Raw genomic sequence first — 21,123 nt, forward strand, 5'->3', positions numbered from 1 at the left:
TCTTTTTACTTCTCTCAAGGGCAGATTCCATGTCAGACAGCGTGATCGTTGCCAGCCACCTTAGCAAAGTCGTCCGCAGCTCGGAAGCGGACCTGACCATTCTCGACAATGTCAGCCTGCAAATCGAACGCGGCAGCAGCGTAGCCATTGTCGGCGCTTCCGGCTCGGGCAAATCCACGCTGCTCAGTTTGCTCGCTGGCCTGGACCTGCCCAGCAGCGGCGAGGTTCACCTCGCCGGCAAGACGCTCAGCCAGTTGGATGAAGACCAGCGTGCTGCTCTGCGCGCCGAGCATGTCGGCTTTGTGTTCCAGTCCTTTCAATTGCTCGACAGCCTGACTGCACTCGAGAACGTGATGTTGCCGTTGGAGTTGCACGGGCGCAAAGATGCGCGTGTGCGTGCCGAGGAGCTACTCGGCCGCGTCGGCCTGGCCGCACGGGTAACGCATTACCCGCGCCAGCTCTCGGGTGGCGAACAACAGCGCGTCGCCATTGCCAGAGCCTTCGCCAGCGAGCCGGATATTCTTTTTGCCGACGAGCCTACCGGCAACCTTGATGCCGTGACCGGCCAGCGCATTACCGAACTGCTATTCGAGTTGAACCGTGAACAGGGCACTACCCTGGTTCTGGTCACGCATGATCAGCGGCTGGCCGAGCGCTGCCAGAACGCCTTGCAGCTTGATGCCGGCCGTCTGCTGGAGCCCGTCGATGCGTAACAGCACCCTGCCCCTGGCAGCCCGGCTGCTGACACGCGAATGGCGCGCTGGGGAACTGCGAGTACTGGTCATGGCGCTGATCATCGCCGTACTGGTCAGCACCGCGATCAGCTTTTTTACCGACCGACTGCAACGCGGCATGGTCAGCCGGGCCGCCGAGTTTCTCGGCGCGGACATGGTCATCTCCTCACGCTCGGCACTACCTCCCGAGTTCCTGACGCAGGCAACCGAACGGGGGCTGAATTCCGTCGAAGTGGTGGAATTCTCCAGCATGATGTCCGGCGCCGACGACATGCAGCTATCCAGCGTCAAGGCGGTCTCGGACGGCTATCCATTACGCGGCGAAGTGCGCATCGCGAGCGAATTGTTTGGCGACGAACAGCCTGCCCGTGGCGTGCCGCCGCCTGGCCAGGTATGGATCGAACCGCGTCTGGCGTCCTACCTTGAGCTGGATGCGGGATCGCGTCTGGACGTCGGCGTCAGCAATCTGGAAGTCGGCGCGCTACTGACCCATGAACCTGATCGGGCAGGTGATTTCTACAGCCTGACGCCGCGCGTGCTAATGAACATGGCCGATCTGCAGGCAACCAACGTAGTTCAGCCCGGTAGCCGGGTGCGCTACAGCCTGCTGCTCAGCGGCGACGAGAATGTGCTGCAAAGCTATACCCAGTGGCTGGAGCCCCAGCTGCAAGACAACCAGCGGCTGACCACGGTAGCCGATGACAATCAGCAGATTGGCGGCGCGCTGGATCGTGCCGGGCAGTTCCTGGGCCTCGCCAGTATCGCTGCGGTGGTACTGGCAGGTGTCGCCGTGGCGTTGTCCGCGAGTCGATTCGCCACCCGACATTTTGACACCAGTGCGTTGCTGCGCTGCCTGGGCGCGAGCCGGCGCAAGGTGATGTGGATTTTCATTATTCAGTTGGCCTGTCTGGGCCTGATCGCCACTTTGATTGGGCTGGTGCTGGGCTGGTTGATGCAATGGGGGCTGGTACACCTGCTACGCGACCTGCTGCCGCCCAACCTGCCTGACGTCGGGCTAAAGCCGCTGCTCGTAGGCGCGGCTACTGGCCTGATCGCGCTGGCCGGCTTTGCCCTGCCACCGCTGCTGCGTCTGGGCCAGGTTGCCCCTTTGCGGGTACTGCGCCGCGACCTCGCGCCGCTGCCCAGCAGTGGCTGGCTGATTTACGGGCTGGCACTCGGCAGCCTGAGCCTGCTGATGTGGCAATTTACCGGCAACCTGCGCATCACCCTTGCGGTGGTCTTCGGCGGCGCGCTGGCTGCACTGCTGCTCGGCTTGCTGGCCCTGGCACTGCTGCGTCTTACCGGCAGCCGACTGCGCAATGCCAGCCTGGCGTGGCGCCTGGGCAGTGGCCAGTTGTTGAAACAACCAGCGGCAGCAGCCGGTCAGATCCTGGCCTTCGGCCTGATTCTGATGTCGATGGTCGTGGTATTGATCATGCGTACCGAGCTGCTCGACACTTGGCAAGATCAGCTTCCGGCAGATACCCCCAATCACTTTGCACTGAATATTCTGCCCACCGAAGCCGATGCGTTTGCGGCTGCACTGGAGCGTATTGGCGCCGCGGCGGCCCCGCTCTACCCGGTGACCCCAGGCCGCCTGAACGAAATCAACAATCAACCTGTGCGCGACATCGTCACCAAGGACAAGGACAGTCAGGGTGAGCGGGCTATCAGTCGCGACCTGAGCCTGACCTCATCCGCCGAAATGGCATCTGACAACGTCCTCAGCGCTGGCCAGTGGTGGCCGGCTGATCTGGCCGACGATGCCGCCCTGGTGTCGGTGGAAGCGGAGCTGGCCGAGAGTCTGGGCCTGGAGCTGAACGACCTGCTGACTTTTGTGATTGGCGGGCAGATTGTTGAGGCGCGCGTCAGCAGTTTTCGCGAAGTGAATTGGGATAATTTCACCCCCAATTTCTATATGATCTTCTCGCCCGGCACGCTGGACAACATGCCTACCACCATCCTTACCAGCTTCAGTCTGCCGGTCGAGCAACGGGACGCGTTACGCGAGCTGACACGGGAATTTCCGGCGATGACATTGCTCGAGGTGGAAGCGATCCTCGCGCAGATACGTGACATTCTCGCTCAGGTGACCCTCGCGGTGGAGTACGTATTAGCCTTCGTGCTACTGGCCGGTTTTACCGTCCTGTTTGCGGCGCTGCAATCCACGCTCGACAATCGTTTGTATGAAGGCGCCCTGCTGCGCACTCTCGGCGCACGCCGCCAGTTGCTGCGGCAGGCCAACCTGATGGAGTTCGCATTGCTTGGCGCGCTCGCCGGGGTGATGGCGATCGTCGCTGCCGAGCTGATCACCCTGTTGCTGTACCGCTTTGCGCTGAATCTGGAATGGAGCCCACACTATCTGCTGTGGCTGGTGGTTCCACTGGGCGGTGCCCTGCTGATCGGCTGTGCTGGCGCACTTGGCACCCGCGCCGTGGTGCGTGAAAGCCCGATGCGCCTGATCAACCGGGGTGCTTGAACATGAGCCGCTACCGCCCGCCACGCAGTGCTGGCACCCCCTTGATCACCGCCGAGGGTGCGCAGCGCTTGCGCGATGAGCTGCATGAACTGTGGCAGGTGCGTCGGCCTGCGGTGACCCAGGCGGTCAGCGAAGCCGCCGCGCTTGGCGACCGCTCAGAGAACGCCGAGTATATCTACGGCAAGAAAATGCTGCGCGAGATAGACAGCCGGGTTCGCTTTTTGCGAAAGCGCCTGGAGAATCTCAAGATCATTACTCAACAGCCATCGGACTGTTCGAAGGTGTTTTTCAGCGCCTGGGTTGAACTGGAGGATGATGAGGGGCAAGCGCTGCATCTGCGTATTGTCGGGCCCGACGAAATAGACACCCAGCTCCGCCACATCAGCATCGATAGCCCCATGGCCCGCGCGCTGCTGGGCAAATCCCTGGATGACGAAATCAGTCTGCAAGCCCCCGCCGGGGAAAAACATTACTGGATTACCGCCATCAACTATACTGGCCCAGTGACATAACTTTTCTGCCAGATTAGAGTCAGGTCACAGAAATTCGTTTTCTTCCTGACTCGCTCTGGCTTTGCAGTCAAATGCCGCTAATATCGGCTGGCACTCTTCCGGGCAATCCCGACTGGGTGACTCTGAAAATAATAATAACGGTATGCCCATGGACACGACCTCACTCCCCGACACAGAGCAACCTCAGTCAAGCACCGCCCGCAAGGACCGCGACACCATCAGCCTGGAGCAACGCCTGCGCAAGCGGCGCCTGGGCATGTCTTTCGCGTCGTACACCGTCACCTTTACCGTGGTGTTGTTCTTCTGCTATCAGCAAATGATCCCGCTGAGAGTAGCTGGGCACTTCGCGCTGTTCAGCCTGGTGGTAAACGCCGCTCTCTGGTTGCTGATACACAGCAATATCAACCTGCGCTTCAGAGACCCAAGCATGACCGCCCTGCAGATGATCATCTGCCAATGGCCGGCGCTGTGGGTGATGTTTTTCCTCGAAGCGGGGCAGGCCCGAGCGATCTTCCTGCTGATCACCATAGTGCCGGCGCTCTACGGCATTCTTGCGTTGAACGTACGCAATTTCATCCTGGTCAGCATCGGTTTTCTGATTCAGTACAGCGCGTTGCACCTCGCCCTGTGGCTATATCGCCCGCAGGTGATGAATACCGAGCTGGAGCTGATTCAGAGTTTCGCCTTTGTGCTGGTACTGGCCGAGGTGGCGCTGATTGGTGGATTTATCAGCGGGTTGCGCGGCAAGTTGCGGCTGCGCAACCGCGAGCTGAAAAATGCGATGGGGCGAATTCAGGAGCTGGTCAATATCGACGAGCTGACCGGCATCTATAATCGTCGGCGTATTTTTCAGGTGCTGAATGAAGAGTCCAACCGCTACCGCCGCGCCCCGGGCGCGTTCAGTGTGGGCATTCTCGACGTGGACTTCTTCAAGCAAATCAACGATACCCATGGCCATCAGGCTGGAGACAAGATTCTGCGGCAACTGGCCAGCAGCGTGACTGACGATCTGCGCGTAATCGACAGTTTTGGTCGCTACGGTGGTGAGGAATTTCTGCTGATCCTGCCGCAAACCACACTGGCTGGGGCCGAGATTAAAGCCGAGCGTATCCGCTCCAGCATTGAAACGCTGCGCTTTGATGACCTGCCGGCGGACATCAGCATTACCGTTTCCATTGGCCTGGCAGAATTTCAGGCGGGAGAGACTACCGACGACACCCTGGCCAGGGCTGACAAGGCGCTGTATCAAGCCAAGGAGAGCGGGCGCAATCGCGTGATAAGTGCGGTAATCAGCCAGACTGACGAAGCCTGAATGAAATAGACTATTCTGAGATTAGCGGCCTGTGAGATTGCGGGTCGCTTCGTCCCCCCGAGTCAGTCATGCCCAGGATGCCCTTATGAGTAGCAGCGAAAAATCCGCGAGCACCAACAAGCTGGACAAGATTCTCGCCGAGGCCCAACAGCGGCGTGAAACCGGCTACCGGGAAAAGGCGCTGAAGATGTATCCCTGGGTTTGTGGGCGCTGTGCTCGGGAGTTCAGCGGCAAGCGCGTCAGTGAGCTGACCGTGCATCACCGCGACCACAATCATGATAACAATCCCGAGGACGGCTCAAACTGGGAGCTACTTTGCCTGTATTGCCACGACAACGAACACGCCCGCTATACCGACCAACAGTATTTCGGTGAGAGTTCTACCGCTACACCAAAAACCACCCAAGCCACACACAAAGCCCTGGGCGGTCTTGCCGAGCTGCTCGCCAGCCGCAAGACCGACAGCTAACCCGGCCGGATCAACCCCGGCCGTGTGGTAGATTCAAATCCAGACCATCTCCTAGCGGTACGATACGCGTCGGATTAATGGTCTCGTGGCTGTAGTAGTAATGTTGCTTGATATGCTCGAAATCGACCGTATCGGCAACGCCCGGCCATTGGTAGAGCTCACGCAGGTAGCCGGCCATATGCGGGTAGTCCTCAATCCGGCGGATATTGCACTTGAAATGGCCGTGATACACGGGATCAAAGCGCACCAGCGTGGTAAACAGCCGCCAATCGGCTTCGGTTATCTGCTCGCCCGCCAGATAACGCCGCTCCGCCAATAAGCCTTCCACCCAGTCCAGCGCTTCGAACAGCGTCCGGCAGGCTTTCTCATAGGCTTTCTGGGTAGTGGCAAAACCGCTCTTGTATACGCCGTTGTTAATCTCGTCATAGACCCGCGTGTTGATCCGATCGATTTCCTCACGCAAGGTCTCTGGATAGAAGTCCTGGGTGTCACCAGTCAGGTCATTGAAGGCGCTGTTGAACAGGCGGATGATCTCGGCCGATTCATTATTGACGATGGTTTCTTCCTGCTTGTCCCAGAGCACCGGGACGGTAACGCGGCCGGTATAATCGGATTTGGCGTGGGTATACAGCTGATGATGTCGGGTATAACCGTACAAGGGCTCAGGCGGGTTGTAGGTCCAGCCTTCCTCAAGCATATGCGGCTCGACTACGGTCACATCGATATGCGACTCCAGCCCCTTGAGTTTGCGCATGATCAGCGTCCGGTGCGCCCAGGGGCACGCCAGCGACACGTACAGGTGATAACGGCCGGATTCAGGCGCAAAGCGCCCGCCCTTTTCTACCGCACCGCGAAATCCGGCGTCCTCACGCACGAACTCACCATCGGTGCTTTTGGTGTCGTACCACTCATCATGCCAGGTCCCGTTTACCAGCCTGCCCATAGCGTGTACTCCTTGACTGAAAGTGTTGATAGCCTGACAGCATGCGCCCTGCCCTGGCCAGTGATTGAAAAACCTTGCGGCAATTTTCCTCAAATGCGCGTATACTATTCGATCTATTTATCCCCCAAGGTTCACTCCAAGTATGTCCGATACCGCTCCGGCGGCACCGCAGTTCGCCGATTTAGGCCTGCCTGCACCGCTTCTCGAGGCTCTGACCAGCCTCGGATATGAAACACCCTCCGCGATTCAAGCCGAGGCAATCCCTACCCTTCTGGCCGGTGACGACCTGCTTGGCTTGGCTCAGACGGGTACCGGCAAAACAGCCGCATTCGCCCTGCCTGTACTGGCTGGCATTGACGTCAGTATCCGCGCCACTCAGGCCCTGATTCTGACTCCCACCCGCGAGCTGGCATTGCAGGTGGCTGAAGCCTTCCAGCGTTACGCTCAGAACATGCGCGGCTTTTCCGTGCTGGCTCTGTACGGCGGCTCGGCTTTTGCCCCGCAGTTCAAGGCATTGGAACGCGGCGCCCACGTGGTCGTAGCGACCCCTGGCCGCCTGACTGACCATATGCGTCGTGGCAGCATCAAGTTTGAGAACATGCGTTTTCTGGTGCTTGATGAAGCCGACGAAATGCTCAAGATGGGCTTTGCCGACGACCTGGATGCGGTGTTCGAAAAAGTACCGACTAACACCCAGAAAGCCCTGTTCTCCGCGACCATGCCTGCCGGCGTGCGTACCGTAGCCCGCAAGCATATGCGCGAGCCCAAGGAAATCCGCCTGCACAGCGGCGTGAGCAGCAGCCTGGATACCATTACCCAGATCGTTTGGGAGGTATCCAACCACCACAAACTCGATGCCATGACCCGTCTGCTCGAAGTCGAGCCGGTCGAGGCGATGATCGTCTTTGTACGTACCAAGACTGCCAGCATGGAAATTGCCGAGCGTCTGGAAGCCCGTGGTTTTGCTGCAGCAGCCCTGAATGGCGATCTCAGCCAACAGTTGCGTGAACAGGTGGTTGACCGCCTCAAACGTGGCCTGCTGGATATCGTCGTCGCGACGGATGTGGCTGCGCGCGGTCTGGACGTGGAACGTATTTCCCACGTACTCAACTACGACGTGCCGCACGATAGCGAATCCTACGTTCACCGTATCGGCCGTACTGGCCGTGCCGGTCGCTCCGGCACCGCGATCCTGTTCGCCACGCCGCGTGAGCGTCGCTTGCTGCACCAGCTGGAAAAAGCTACCGGCCAGAAAATTCTGACCCAGGCACTGCCCAGTGCGGATGCCGTACGCAGCGGTCGTTTGACCAAGCTGGCTACGCGGATCAACACCGCTCGTGAAACCACTGGCGCTCTGCATGAAAAGCTCGCCAGTGACCTGCTGGAGCTGACCAACCTGACGCCGGAAGAATTGGCGGCGACCTTGCTGGCAATCATGCCCAGTGCCAAAACGCTGGTTGAGCCGGTCAAGGATCTGCCTACCGCGCCTGCCGCCAACAGCGCTCGCGATGGTTTCGCCGAACGCGACAGCGGCTTGGTACGTTACAAGGTCAAGGGTGGCCGCTCCAACGGGTTGATGCCCAAGCCGCTGGTCGATGCCCTGTGCCGCTTTGGCGGCCTGCAGCGCCAGCAGATTGGTCATATCAAGATGTTCACCGAGCATACTGGTGTGTATCTTCCCGAGCTCAACGAGGCGACCATTGCCAAGCTGACCAGCGTGGAAATCAATGGCGTTGCCCTGCAGATCCGTGCCTGGCCCTTGCCGCCCGGTGAAGTCGAGCGCCCTGCCCGACCGAAGCCGCGCAAGGAATTTCCAAGCAAGCCGCGCGCTGCCAAACCACGCCCGGCCAGCTGATAGCCCGCAGGCATGGAATGGATTGATATTGGCGTCAACCTGACCGACACGACCTTCGATCATGATCAACAGGCCGTGTTGGACAGGGCTTGGCAAGCCGATATAAGCCAGATGATACTGACCGCCACGTCGCTGGCGACCAGCCATCAGGTGCAACAACTCTGCAACGATCTTCCCTCAAGGCTGTTTTGTACGGCCGGTGTGCATCCGCATCAAGCCCGCGACTGGACCGACGAACTGGCCGGCGAAATACGCCGCCTGGCGCAAGCTGAGTGCGTGAAAGCGATTGGCGAGTGCGGCCTGGATTACAATCGTGATTTTTCGCCGCGGCCTCAACAGGTCAAGGCACTGGAGCAGCAGCTGCAACTAGCTGTAGAGCTGCGACTACCAGTGTTCCTGCATGAGCGCGACGCCAGCACAGTATTGGCTGAGATACTCAAGGATTACCGCGATCATTTGCCGGCAGCTGTAGTCCACTGTTTTACCGGCGAAAAGTCTGCATTGCACGCCTATCTGGACCTGGATCTGCACATCGGCATCACGGGCTGGATCTGTGATGAACGACGTGGCACGCATCTGCAACAGTTGGTCGCCAACATCCCTGCCGGGCGTCTGATGCTGGAAACGGACGCTCCGTGGCTGTTACCGCGCACACTGCGACCCAAGCCAAAAAAGGGCCGCAACGAGCCGGCTTTTCTTCTTGAAGTAGCCGGCCTGGTGGCCAGTTGCCGTGGGGAAACACTGGAGCAACTTGCCGAGCATACTACCCGGTGCGCTCGTACTTTTTTCGACTTACCCGCGAACCATAGCCTGCAACCCAGCTAAACTCCGCTACGCTGTGAGTAGCATTTCCTGGTCAGGTTGCCTAGATGGCTCGACATACCTCCGCTGCGTTGGTCCCATCCGCCTGGGTGCTATTGGCAGTCAGCACACTGGTCGCCCTGACTCTCGGGGTTGGTCTGGCGATCTTTCACTACCAGCAGCAGAGCAAGGTCATTCTCAATACCGGCGAGACGCTCTTCCGCCATATCAGCCAGCAACTTGAAACAGAACTTCTGCGCCTTTATCAGCCACCGGCCCAGGCCCTCAATCTGTTGGCCCTGAGCGATCTTTCAAGCACAATTTCGCTGGAGCAGCGGCTGAATTATTTGCCCCAGTTGGCCCAGGTACTGATAGACAATCCTCAGCTCAATTCGCTTTACCAGGGCTGGCCGACCGGCGACTATATGATGCTCAGACCGTTGCGCACACCGAGCCTGCGCACGCGCTTCAACGCCCCCTTTGAAGCGGTCTGGATGGTATGGCATATCCAGATGGGTCCAGAAGCAGGCAAGGCGGTGCACCTGTTTTACGACGAGCAGTTGCAGATACTGGAGCAACGCGAGCTGTTCAACGACGGCTACGATCCCCGCCAACGTCTGTGGTACAGCCAGGCACGCGGCAGCGGCGCGCAGATCATCACCACGCCCTACATCTTTTTTTCCACCAGCGAATTCGGCACTACCCTGGCCCGGCCGACAATCAGCGGCAGCGTACTCGGCGCGGATCTCACGCTCGGCCAGCTTTCGCACACCCTGGCCAAACTGCAGCTGACCGCACATTCACAGCTGTTGCTCTATGATCCTGAGGGCACGGTCATCGCTTACCATGATGTCGCCCGCATTCTCAACGTTGCCCAGGGCACAGCGCTGCGCCTCAAAGGCTTCAACGAACTGGGCAGTACGCTGCTGGCCCGCCTGGCCGAAGATGGCTATAACCAGGAGCGGCTGACGAGTCTGGTGCTGGAAGGCCAACGCTGGACCCTGTCACAGAGCCGCATAGACCTTGCCGGGCTACCGGAAACCTACCTGGCCATCCTGGTCCCCGAGCGCGAGTTATTGGCCGAGGCCTACCGCATACGCCGACACAGTGTGTGGATCACCTTGATCGCCAGTCTGGTGCTTCTGCCTCTCGCCTGGTTATTTATTACGCGGCTAACGCGACGGCGCGGATGACTAAATGCCCTGAGCCCCTTGGACTTCGTCTGCAATTGGGTGATGATGGCCAAGACTGCTTTTTTGAGCCTCGCCAGCATATTAGAGCAGGCCATATGACACCCTGGAGTAACCGCTAATTATGTTCTTTTCACTGCGCTATTCATTGCGCCGCCTGTTACCTGCCACCGCCTTACTGTTGAGCACTACTGTGCTGGCCGCTGACCTGAGCAGCCTGCCAAGCCAGGTCCGCAGTTCACTGGACAGCGCCCGAATTCCGAGCACCGCCATGTCACTGGCCATCATTCCGCTGGAAGGCCAGGGCGTCGCACAATATGTAAATGCTGATCAGGAGGTCAATCCAGCTTCAACAATGAAACTGGTGACCACCTATGCCGCACTGGAACTGCTCGGACCAACCTATCAATGGCGCACCTCACTGCACGGTACCGGGCCAATAGAAAACGGCGTCCTTCAAGGCGACCTGGTGTACCGCAGCAGCGGCGATCCGAAGGTGACACTTGAGCGCATGTGGACACTGCTGCGTGATCTGCGCGCTGCCGGGGTGAAGGAAGTGCGCGGTGATCTGGTGCTGCAGCCGGCTGATATGCGCATGCCATTGAATGCGCAACCCTTCCCGGATGACGGCAACGACCCCAGCAAGCCCTTTCTGGTCGAGCCCGACCCACTGCTGACCAACCTCAAGGTGCTGACACTGAGCAGCTATGGCGAGCGCGGTGGCGTACGTATCCATCTCGAACCGGCGCTCCCCGAAGTGACCATCGACAACCAGCTCAAGCTGCTGCCAAAAGTCAGTTCCTGCCCGTGGCCCAACATCGCCTATGCAATCAAGGACCAGGGCACCCAGGCGCAGGTCACCCTGACCGGGGCCCTGCATGAAGGTTGTTCGGTACAGCGCTATATGTCTGCGTTGAATGCGGCCACCTATACAGGCAGCGCGTTGCGCTCGTTGTGGCAGGAGATGGGCGGCAAGATCAGCGGCACCACACGCGTCGGTTACATGCCCAGTGGTGCACAGCAGCTGGCTTATAACGATTCCGCCGATCTGGTCAGCATCATTCGCGACATCAACAAGTTCAGCAACAACACCATGGCCCGCCAGCTGTTCCTGGCGATCGGCCGTGACCAGCGTGCCCCGGGCGATGTGGATGACTACCAGGCCGCGGTCCGCAGCATTGATGAATGGATGAGCCGCAAGGGAATGCGGCCCAAAGGCCTGGTATTGGAGAACGGCTCGGGGCTATCGCGGGTGGAGCGCATGACCGCACGCGACCTGGCAATGCTGCTGGAGCATGCCTGGAAAAGCCCCTACGCCGCTGAGTTTATCGCGTCCATGCCGCTGGCAGCGATGGACGGCACCATGCGCCGGCGCATGCTCAATACCCCGGTGGCCGGGCGAGCGCACATCAAAACCGGCAGCTTGCGCAGCGTACGCGCGATTGCCGGTATTACCCAGGATGCCAATGGCAAGAGCTGGGCCGTCGCTGCCATCGTTAACCATCCTGCCGCTGGCGCAAGCCGTCAGGCACTCGACCGCGTGCTGACCGATGTGCATCGGCGCTCCAGCACCGAAATGGCCACCAATCAGTAAATCCGGGTGGCCCTGAGGCGCATCAGCGACGGCTGATGCGCCAGGTACGGTGAATCCGTGTATTGCGCTGAAAGTCCTTGTCCAGCGTCTGCGCGGAAATATCACTGACCTCGTACTTGTCCTGCAATGCCGCATCCAGCCGGAATCGCCGGAAGTTGTTGGAAAAGTAAGCCACACCCCCCGCCGCCAAACGATCCATCGCCATTTCAATCAGACGGACGTGATCGCGCTGCACGTCAAATACATCGTCCAGCCGTTTGGAATTGGAGAAGGTCGGCGGATCGATAAAGATCAGATCATATTCGCCACGATCCTCTTCCAGCCACTGCATCACATCGGCATGCACCAACTGGTGCAGGTCCGACAGGCCATTGAGCGATAGATTACGTCTGGCCCAGTCCAGGTAAGTCCGCGACAGATCGACACTGGTGGTGCTGCGAGCACCGCCGACGGCAGCGTGCACGGTTGCACTGGCGGTGTAGCAGAACAGATTCAGAAAGCGCTTGTTGCGTGCCTCAGCGGCCAGGCGCAAACGCAGCGGACGGTGGTCGAGAAACACCCCGGTGTCCAGGTAGTCGGTCAGATTGACCAACAGCTTTACCTGACCTTCGCTGATGGTAAGAAACTCGCCCTTGCGGTCCATGCGCTGGTACTGGGCACTGCCACTCTGACGCAGACGCTGCTTGAGCACCACCTGAGCCGGAGGAATCCCCAACACCCCGGGCAAAGCGACCAGCACATCCTGCAAGCGGGCCCGGGCCTTGTCTTCACTGATAGTCTCCGGCGCCTGATACTCCTGAACGTGGGCCCAATCACCATAGAGATCGATGGCCACGGCGAATTCGGGCATGTCGGCGTCATAAACGCGGTAACAGCTGATGTCCTGCTGTCGCGCCCATTTACCCAGATTCTTCAGATTCTTTTTCAGTCGATTGGCAAACATCTGCGCCGACTCGCTGAGCCGGGCGTTGGTCTCTGGTGCGTCAGTTACTGGCGGCGCCGACGGCTGTCTTGAATCTGCCTGTTGTTCAGGCTGAGCCGGTGACTGGTTGCCGCGCTCCTGCATTGGCTTGGCCGAGCCCGTAACGTAGCGCTCTGGCTGCAGATCCATCAGTAGCAGTTTGCAGGGCAGCGCGCCGTTGAACAGTGCGTATTGCTTATGGCTGCGGATGCCCATGCGCTTGCCCAGGTCCGGATTGCCGGTGAAGATCGCCGCCTGCCAACCCTCACACTGCTGACGCAGCACTTCGCCCAGCTTCTGGTACAGATACACCAGGCTGGCCGCCTCGCCAAGCCGCTCGCCATAGGGCGGGTTACAGACGATCAGGCCTTTCTGGCCCTTGTCCGGGCTAGGCGCGAAGGTCGCCAGCTCGCCCTGATATACCTTGACCCAGTTGCCCAGACCGGCACGCTGGATGTTATTGCGCAGCGGTTGCAGCAGACGCGGATCAGCCTCGTAACCGCGTATCCACAGCGGCTCACGGGCCAGGCCCGCCTCCGCACGCTGCTTCGCCTCGGCACGGACCGTCTCCCAGAGTGCCGGATCATGTTGCAGCCAATGACTGAAGCCCCACTGCTCGCGCTGGAGATTGGGTGCCATATCAGCGGCCATCATCGCCGCTTCAACCAGAAAAGTACCAGAGCCGCACATCGGATCCGCCAGTGCGCCCTGGGTTTCAGCCAACTGCGGCCAGCCGGCGCGAAGCAGAATCGCCGCAGCCAGATTTTCTTTCAAGGGCGCGGCGCCCTGCTGCAATCGATAGCCGCGCTGGTGCAGGCTGTGACCCGACAGATCAATCGCCAACTGCGCTTCGTTACTGCGGCAATGCACATTGATACGCAAATCAGGGTTTACCCGATCAACGCTGGGGCGACTACCATCGGCCTTGCGCAGACCGTCAACGATGGCATCCTTTGCCTTCAGCGCGCCGAAGTGGGTGTTGTCGACACCCGGCAGAATCCCGCCGAAATCGACTGCCAGGCTACCTTCAGGCAACAGATGCTGCGACCAATCGATACCCGCCACACCTTCGTAAAGGCCCTGAGCATCAGCCACTGGAAAGCGCTCAAGTATCAACAGCACGCGATTGGCCAACCGTGACCAGAGGCAGATGCGATAGGCCAGTTGCATGTCACCCTGCAGGCTGACGCCGGAATGCGTCTCCCGTGGCGACTGCGCCCCGAGTGCCTTCATTTCCTCGAGCAGCAGGCCTTCGATACCACGTGGGCAGGTGACAAATAATTCAAGAGTTTCACGCATCTAATTGATTTCCAGAACACAGTGACAGAATGAGTGCCGGGTTATTGCGTACCCGGCTAAGGGGCATCCCAGGTATGCCAAATCGATCTTTGGGTTGGCGGCAATCCGTAGGTTACAACAGTAACTCTTGAGTACGGGAAAACCTATTTGGGGGCAAGCTCATCGGCGAGTCCCCACGGTGCCGCAGGACAACCCTGTGCACCTTGCTCCTGGCCTCGCAAACTGCGAGCCGGGTTTGTACTTCAAATGAGGGCTCTACTTTATGAGAAGACTCAAGCGTGATCCGATGGAACGAGCGTTTTTGCGCGGTTATCAACATGGTGTTCATGGTAAATCCCAGGATACTTGCCCCTTCAATAGCCCCACCGCCCGACAGACCTGGATCAATGGGTGGCGCGAGGGCCGGGCCGATCACTGGGACGGCTTTACCGGCATTTCTGGCGTGCACCGACTCAATGAGATGCGCGCGGTAGGTTAACTCCCCGATCAAGTTGATTTTCCTATGGCGCTTCACTAAAGCGCCGGGCCTTTGAAACGGCCCATCGGCCCCCGCAATGCGGGGGCCTTTCATTTCAGCGGGCTGATCAGAGTCCAGCGCGGTACGCCGCTACCGCATCTACACATTCACGGACCAGCTCCGGACCGCGATAAATAAAGCCACTGTAAATCTGCACCAGACTGGCGCCAGCCTTGAGCTTCTCTACTGCGTCAGCGCCCTGAAGGATCCCGCCTACACCAATGATCGGCATACGTCCTTTGAGCTCGTCGGCCAGCAGTCGGATGACCTCGGTAGACACATCGGTAAGCGGCCCGCCAGAAAGCCCGCCCGCCTCATCGGCGTGCTCAAGCCCGATCACCGCAGTGCGTTCCAGCGTGGTATTGGTCGCGATCACCGCATCCATACCCGCCTCGACCAACGAGCCGGCAACCAGAGCCAGATCCTCGGGCAGCATGTCCGGGGCAATCTTGATAGCGATAGGCACGTAACGGCCGTATTGAGTGGCTAGCTCGCCCTGACAGCTCTTGATCTGCCCGAGCAGTAGTTTGAGCGCCTCACCGTATTGCAGGGTCCGCAACCCGGGTGTATTCGGCGACGACAGATTCACCGTCACATAACTGGCCCGGCTGTAGACCTTGCGCAGGCAGGTGAGGTAATCATCCACTGCATGCTCTACTGGAGTAACGGCGTTCTTGCCGATATTGATCCCCAGCACACCCTGATACCGCACCGCATCCAGGCGCGCCAACAGCGCATCCACTCCCAGGTTATTAAACCCCAGCCGGTTTATGATCGCGTTCTGCTCGGGCAGACGAAACATCCGCGGCTTCGGGTTGCCCGGCTGGGCAAGCGGCGTCACCGTACCCACCTCGAGAAAGCCGAAGCCCATCGCGCCGAGACCGTCGACTGCCAGACCATTCTTGTCCAGTCCCGCTGCCAGGCCGACCGGGTTATCAAATGTAAGCCCCATGACCTCAACGGGATCAGGCGCCAGTTGCCTGACCAGCTTGCGCGCCAGGCCGGTGCGGCCGGCGGCGCCTATCATGTCCAGAGCCAGATCATGGGAGGTTTCGGCGGACAGCCGAAAAAGCAGCGAGCGCATCATGGAATACATGGACAAGTACCTTGCAGAGGGAAAAATCTGGGGCAGAGTATACCTGCTCTGTCAGAAGCTGGGGGCACTGCAGGGCCCTTCTCCACCCAAACGCTCCAGTGAGACCAGCTTGCCGTCTGCGGTAAAACGCATCAGAAAGCTGCCGTAGACACCTTCATGGGTAAGAAAAGCGCGCAGGTGATGCGCCGGCAAACTCACCCTCCGGCCATCCCGGCTAACCATCAGCACCCTGCCCGCCTGGCCCCTATACCAGGCCAGATAACGTTCGGCAGGCAGCGCCACATCTACAATCAGCTGCTCCTGACTCAATCAGCTTCCTCCTCCACTGGCGCCGCTTGCGCGCTGCCGTTCTCAGTCTCGACGCCACTGTGCCGCGCCGCCTGGGCAAGGTCCAGTAACTCGCGCATAGCGACAGCAACCATCGGATAGTCTCCCGCGCCGGCACTCTTCAAGTCGGTCAACATCGCACGCCAGCGCTGGACCAGGAATGGATTCAACGCGGTCCACTTTTGCACCAGTTGCTCCACCGTGTCGCCTTCACTGGCCAGTTGCAGCACCGCGATGGTCATGGTTCGAGTCTGCCAGTCCAGATCATCCCGGTAACTTTCCCGCGCCAACGCCTGCCAGTGGTTCTCCACCGGCAGATTGTTCACCTGCTGGGCGAACCAGGGCAACTGCAGTTCAGAGCCCAGTGCGAAGAACAGTTGCGCCACCAGTTCCGAAGGCTGGCCAGTAGCGTCCGCTGCCTCGATGATGCCGAGCAAGGTATAGAAGTGCCCGGTACCAGCCACCAGCCGGGCTATCTCGTCCGGCACACCGGCTTCCACATAGCCATTGAACTTGTTTTCCCACACCGCCCGTACCGGGCCTTCAAACAAGCTGTCGAACTGCCGAGCCAGTGCCTGAATACGCGGCGCAAAATGCGCCACTTCCCGCTCTGGGTTCAGCTCACCACGACGGTTGCGAATAAACCAGCGGGTTGCCCGGCGGCCCAGACGCATCAGGTCATCCATCAACTCAAGCTGCACTTCGGCAGGCACCTGATAATCCAGCGCTTCGATAGCCGCAAAATGCGTGGGAAGACTGAACACGTCCCGCGCAACGACATAGGCGCGCACAATATCGCCGGCAAGAGCGCCAGTGGATTGCTCAAGGCGACGCAGGAAGGTAATCCCCATATGGTTGACCAGATCGTTGGCCAACTGCGTCGAGATAATCTCGCGACGCAAGCGGTGATTACGCAGAGCGGGCGCATACTTTTTCGCTAGAACGGCGGGGAACGCGGTTTCCACCTCACGCGCCAGATAGGGGTCTTCAGGCACATCGGTAGCGACCAGCGCTTCCTTGAGGTCGCCCTTGGAGTAGGAGATCAACACCGACAACTCGGGACGGGTCAGACCGCGCCCTTGCGCTGTGCGCTCGGCCAACTGGTCATCCTCGGGGATGTATTCCAACGAGCGGCTGAGCTTGCCGCTGGCCTCCATCGCGCTGATAAAGCGCCGGTATTCGGTCATGGTTTTCGCAGCCTGACGCTGCGCCAGACTGATGGCCTGGGTCTGCTTGTAGTTGTTGGCCAGCACCAGGTCAGCCACCGCATCGGTCATGCTGGCCAACAGCTTGTTGCGCTGCTTGCCGGTCATGTCCTGCGCGGTCACCACCTCGTTGAGCAGAATCTTGATATTAACCTCATGGTCCGAGCAATCGACCCCGCCGGCGTTATCGATAAAGTCGGTGTTCAACGCGCCGCCCTTCAGGCAGAACTCCACGCGCCCCAGCTGGGTCATGCCCAGATTGCCGCCCTCGCCGATCACCTTGCAGCGCAGGTCGCGGCCATCGACCCGGAGAATGTCATTGGCTTTGTCACCGACGTCCGCATGGCTTTCAGCGCTGCCTTTGACATAGGTACCAATACCACCATTCCACAGCAGATCAACCGGGGCCTTGAGCAAACGGTGGATCAGTTCATTGGGCGTCAGCTTGTCTGCATCTATATCAAACAGCTTGCGCATTTGCGGGGTCAAGGTGATCTGTTTGAGGCTGCGCTCAAAAAGTCCGCCACCCGCGGAGATCAGCTTCTGATCATAGTCGGCCCAATTCGAGCGCGGCAGATCAAACAGGCGCTGGCGCTCATTGAAGCTGGTCTCGGGATCCGGATCAGGATCGATGAAAATATGCTGGTGGTTGAACGCCGCCACCAACTTCAGGCTTCGTGACAGCAACATGCCGTTGCCGAACACGTCGCCGGCCATATCACCGATGCCGAGCACGGTCACCGGGTCGCTCTGCACGTTCAAACCCAGTTCGCGGAAGTGCCGCTGCACTGACACCCAGGCACCCTTGGCGGTGATACCCATTTTCTTGTGATCGTAGCCAGCGGAACCGCCGGAAGCGAACGCATCGCCGAGCCAGAAATCGTATTCAGCGGCAATGCCATTGGCGATATCCGAGAAGGTCGCTGTACCTTTATCTGCCGCCACAACCAGGTATGGGTCGTCTTCATCGTGGCGCACAACCTGAGCCGGTGGCAGCACATTACCTTCATGCAGGTTATCGGTAATATCCAGCAAGCCTTTGATAAATAAACGGTAGCAGGCGATGGCCTCCTGCTGCACTTCATCGCGTGTGCCGCCCAATGGCAGGCGCCGCGGAACAAAACCGCCCTTCGCACCGACCGGAACGATAACCGCGTTTTTGACCTGCTGAGCCTTGACCAGACCGAGGACCTCGGTGCGATAGTCCTCTTCTCGATCGGACCAGCGCAAGCCGCCACGGGCGACCTTGCCGCCACGCAAATGCACGCCTTCAAAACGCGGCGAGTAGACAAAGATCTCGTACATCGGCCGCGGCAACGGCAACTCAGGAATCGCCCGAGGATTGAATTTCAGGCTGATGTAATCCTTTACCGCGCCGTTTTCGTCATTCTGATAAAAGTTGGTTCGCAGCGTCGCTTTGACCAGGTCCAGATAACGCCGCAGGATGCGATCCTCGTTCAGCACTGCAACACCGTCCAGGGCGCCAATGATGGCCTGATCCAGGCGCTGCTGCATGTCTTCGAGATCATCAGCAGACAGTTTGCGCGCCAGATAGAACCGCGTCTTGAACAGGCGTACCAACTCACGGGCGATATCCGCATGAGTCACCAGCGTATTGGCGATGTAGGGCAACTCGAAGCCCAGACGGATCTGCTTCAGGTAACGGGCATAGGCACGCAGCAGCGACACATCGCGCCAGGACATGCGCGCGAGCAAAACCAGCCGGTTGAAACCATCGTTTTCCGCCAGCCCGCGCCAAACCTGTACAAAAGCATCGCGGAACAGTTCGTTGACTTCCTGTATATCCAGACTGCTGTCGAGCGCATAGGTAAATTCGAAGTCGTGGATCCAGAAGCGGGTACCGTCACTGCGCTCGAAGCAGAACGGAAACTCGCCCATCACGCGCAAGCCGAGATTCTCCAGAATCGGCAGAATGTCCGACAGCGGTAGCGGCTCATGCAGGTGGTAAAGCTTGCAATGCAATACCCCGGTTTTCTGCGACAGCGGTTGATAGAAACTCATCGCCAGTTGCTGCTCGCTGCTCAGACTGAGCATGTGCTGCAAATCGACCACACCGCTGGCCGGGGTAAAACGCTCCACATAACCGGCAGGAAAACTGCCGGCAAACTGCTCCAGCGCTTCGGTGGCTTTGGCTTCACCCAGCGTCTCCAGCAGACGATCACGGAAATCATCCTTCCAGTTGCGGCAAATCTGTATCACATCCTGCTCGATCTTGATGGGGTCCACATCCAGGTCCTTCTTCGGATCAACACTGAGAATAAATTGCGTTCGCGCCAGTACCGATTCAGAGAAATAGGTCCAGAACTCGCATTCGGTCGCCTGCAGACGCTCCATCAGCACCTTTTCGATCTTCAAGCGGATATCCGTGGAGTAAACATCCCGCGGGATATAGGCCAGGCAGTAATAGAAGCGACCATAATTGCCGCTGCGCAGGAACACTCGAATCTGGTTGCGCTCCTGGATCTGCACAATACTCAGCGCTGTCTCACTCAATTGTTGCTCGGACATCTGAAACAGATCATCGCGCGGCAATACCTGCAGCACCTGATCCAGTTCCTTGCCCAGATGGCTGTGCGCGGTAAACCCGGATGCCGCACGTACAGCATCAACCTTGCGGCGCAAATGCGGAATATGTTCGACCACGTCGGAGTAAACGCGTGACGTATAAAGCCCCATGAAACGGTGCTCTACCAGCACCTTGCCTTTGGCATCAACCTCGCGAACAGACACGTAATCCGGATACGCCGGCCTATGCACCTTGCTGAAATCAGAGGCCTTGGCGAATGACAGCAGCACCGGGGATTGCAGATAATCAAGCACCTTGTCCGGCAAGCCCTTCAATGATTCATCACGCCGGGTGAGGCTCAATACGCCCAGACAGGCATCCGTATCGATCCCCAATTGCATGTTTTTCAGGCCAGTGGCAACGCTGAAGCGTTCATAACCGAGGAAGGTAAAGTGGTTGTCCAAGAGCCATTTCAGAAACGCCTGGCACTCGCTGCGGTCTTCGTCCTGGTAGTAACGGAAACTCTTGGATTTGCTCTTCAACGCCTCGATCAGACCCTGGGCCTGGGCCTGCATCGCGGCAAAATCACCGACTGCCGCGCGCACATGCGACAGCACCGTTTTCAACCGGTTACTCAAGCGCTTCAGCTCTCCAGCGCTCGAGCAACGGTCCACCTCAATATACATGACCGACTCGTGGGTGGCTTTGGCGGGAGCCTTGTCGCGACTATACAGCGCCTTTAGCAGGCCCTTCTCATCGCGCTCAACCGCCATGACGCTGTTCTGCAATGTATGAATGGCATAACCGGCACGGTTCAACTCCATGCGCACCGAATCCACCAGAAAAGGTGAGTCCCTATGCACAATCTCCACGATCGAATGCGTGGATTGCCAGCCGTGTTGCTGAATGTCAGGATTGAACACGCGGAGCTTTTCAGCTTCGCCATCGTAGTTCTTGAAAAAGCGCCAGTAGGACAGCGTGCAGCCGAACAGATCGGTGTCATGCCTGGCCAGCAGTTCCCCCAGGGGGACTATGCCGAAGAACTGCTCGGTAAAGCGCAGGAGGATGTCCTGTTCGCTTTGCTCGACAAATTCACTTAACCGTTCTTGCAGGATGTTGAGAAATTCTTTTCTGTTGCTGGCCATGATAAATGCCATGCTGCCTCCGGAGGACCCGTTTGCGGGCTGACCCTTCATGGGTCATGGAAATGTGAAGAAAATGCACGCGGCGCGGTCACTAATACCGGCCTTAAAAAGGCATAATAATCAGTCTAGACCATAGACCTTTCGCTACAGTGACAGT

General features: G+C 58.9%; 15 protein-coding genes. 10 read left to right on the plus strand and 5 right to left on the minus strand.

The window, feature by feature from the left end:
* Positions 1 to 29: 29 nt before the first annotated feature.
* From EAO82_RS14700 to EAO82_RS14720, 5 genes are all read left to right on the plus strand, one after another.
* Positions 30 to 713: an ABC transporter ATP-binding protein gene (locus EAO82_RS14700; protein ID WP_096344765.1), complete on the plus strand. Its 684-nt coding sequence runs from the start codon at positions 30 to 32 to the stop codon at positions 711 to 713.
* Positions 706 to 3,213 (plus strand): ABC transporter permease, encoded by a 2,508-nt coding sequence (locus tag EAO82_RS14705; protein WP_153274296.1) that lies wholly within the window; start codon positions 706 to 708, stop codon positions 3,211 to 3,213. The genes EAO82_RS14700 and EAO82_RS14705 overlap by 8 nt, the downstream gene beginning before the upstream one ends.
* Before the next feature lie 2 nt (positions 3,214 to 3,215).
* Positions 3,216 to 3,725, plus strand: a complete 510-nt coding sequence (greB, locus tag EAO82_RS14710; RefSeq protein WP_096344767.1) for a transcription elongation factor GreB — start codon at positions 3,216 to 3,218, stop codon at positions 3,723 to 3,725.
* A gap of 148 nt (positions 3,726 to 3,873) precedes the next feature.
* On the plus strand, positions 3,874 to 5,037 hold the full coding sequence (locus EAO82_RS14715) for a sensor domain-containing diguanylate cyclase (RefSeq protein WP_174958891.1): 1,164 nt from the start codon (positions 3,874 to 3,876) through the stop codon (positions 5,035 to 5,037).
* An 85-nt stretch (positions 5,038 to 5,122) separates the two neighbouring features.
* On the plus strand, positions 5,123 to 5,506 hold the full coding sequence (locus EAO82_RS14720) for a YajD family HNH nuclease (RefSeq protein WP_096344769.1): 384 nt from the start codon (positions 5,123 to 5,125) through the stop codon (positions 5,504 to 5,506).
* 10 nt (positions 5,507 to 5,516) lie between these two features.
* Here the strand turns inward: EAO82_RS14720 and EAO82_RS14725 are convergent, their stop codons facing one another.
* Positions 5,517 to 6,449 (minus strand): glutathione S-transferase family protein, encoded by a 933-nt coding sequence (locus EAO82_RS14725; RefSeq protein ID WP_096344770.1) that lies wholly within the window; start codon positions 6,447 to 6,449, stop codon positions 5,517 to 5,519.
* A gap of 142 nt (positions 6,450 to 6,591) precedes the next feature.
* Here EAO82_RS14725 and EAO82_RS14730 point away from each other — a divergent pair, with 142 nt between their 5' ends.
* The 4 genes from EAO82_RS14730 (at position 6,592) to dacB (ending at position 11,889) form a co-directional block, all read left to right on the plus strand.
* The gene (locus tag EAO82_RS14730; protein WP_096344771.1) at positions 6,592 to 8,304 is read left to right on the plus strand and encodes a DEAD/DEAH box helicase; all 1,713 of its coding nucleotides are present in this window, start codon (positions 6,592 to 6,594) and stop codon (positions 8,302 to 8,304) included.
* Positions 8,305 to 8,316: 12 nt separating this feature from the next.
* On the plus strand, positions 8,317 to 9,129 hold the full coding sequence (locus EAO82_RS14735) for a TatD family hydrolase (RefSeq protein WP_096344772.1): 813 nt from the start codon (positions 8,317 to 8,319) through the stop codon (positions 9,127 to 9,129).
* Positions 9,130 to 9,173: 44 nt separating this feature from the next.
* The gene (locus EAO82_RS14740) at positions 9,174 to 10,298 is read left to right on the plus strand and encodes a cache domain-containing protein (RefSeq protein WP_096344773.1); all 1,125 of its coding nucleotides are present in this window, start codon (positions 9,174 to 9,176) and stop codon (positions 10,296 to 10,298) included.
* Positions 10,299 to 10,419: 121 nt separating this feature from the next.
* On the plus strand, positions 10,420 to 11,889 hold the full coding sequence (dacB, locus tag EAO82_RS14745) for a D-alanyl-D-alanine carboxypeptidase/D-alanyl-D-alanine-endopeptidase (protein ID WP_174958894.1): 1,470 nt from the start codon (positions 10,420 to 10,422) through the stop codon (positions 11,887 to 11,889).
* Positions 11,890 to 11,911: 22 nt separating this feature from the next.
* Here dacB and rlmKL read toward each other — a convergent pair whose 3' ends face one another.
* A complete protein-coding gene (rlmKL, locus tag EAO82_RS14750) occupies positions 11,912 to 14,149 on the minus strand; it encodes a bifunctional 23S rRNA (guanine(2069)-N(7))-methyltransferase RlmK/23S rRNA (guanine(2445)-N(2))-methyltransferase RlmL (RefSeq protein ID WP_096344774.1) in 2,238 nt (745 codons plus the stop codon).
* Between the two features lie 262 nt (positions 14,150 to 14,411).
* Between rlmKL and rmf the strand changes: the two genes are divergently transcribed.
* Positions 14,412 to 14,627, plus strand: coding sequence for a ribosome modulation factor (rmf, locus tag EAO82_RS14755; protein WP_096344775.1), 216 nt, complete (start codon positions 14,412 to 14,414; stop codon positions 14,625 to 14,627).
* A gap of 106 nt (positions 14,628 to 14,733) precedes the next feature.
* On the opposite strand, the gene EAO82_RS14760 is transcribed toward rmf, so the two are convergent.
* Genes EAO82_RS14760 through EAO82_RS14770 form a run of 3 tightly spaced genes read right to left on the minus strand, consistent with a single transcriptional unit; the run spans position 14,734 to position 20,978 of the window.
* On the minus strand, positions 14,734 to 15,762 hold the full coding sequence (locus EAO82_RS14760; RefSeq protein WP_096344776.1) for a quinone-dependent dihydroorotate dehydrogenase: 1,029 nt from the start codon (positions 15,760 to 15,762) through the stop codon (positions 14,734 to 14,736).
* A gap of 51 nt (positions 15,763 to 15,813) precedes the next feature.
* Positions 15,814 to 16,071: a DUF2835 domain-containing protein gene (locus tag EAO82_RS14765; protein ID WP_231703216.1), complete on the minus strand. Its 258-nt coding sequence runs from the start codon at positions 16,069 to 16,071 to the stop codon at positions 15,814 to 15,816.
* Positions 16,068 to 20,978, minus strand: coding sequence for an NAD-glutamate dehydrogenase (locus EAO82_RS14770; RefSeq protein WP_096344777.1), 4,911 nt, complete (start codon positions 20,976 to 20,978; stop codon positions 16,068 to 16,070). The genes EAO82_RS14765 and EAO82_RS14770 overlap by 4 nt, the downstream gene beginning before the upstream one ends.
* Positions 20,979 to 21,123 lie beyond the last annotated feature (145 nt).

The sequence above is a fragment of the Halopseudomonas pelagia genome (assembly GCF_009497895.1).
Classification (GTDB): domain Bacteria; phylum Pseudomonadota; class Gammaproteobacteria; order Pseudomonadales; family Pseudomonadaceae; genus Halopseudomonas; species Halopseudomonas pelagia_A.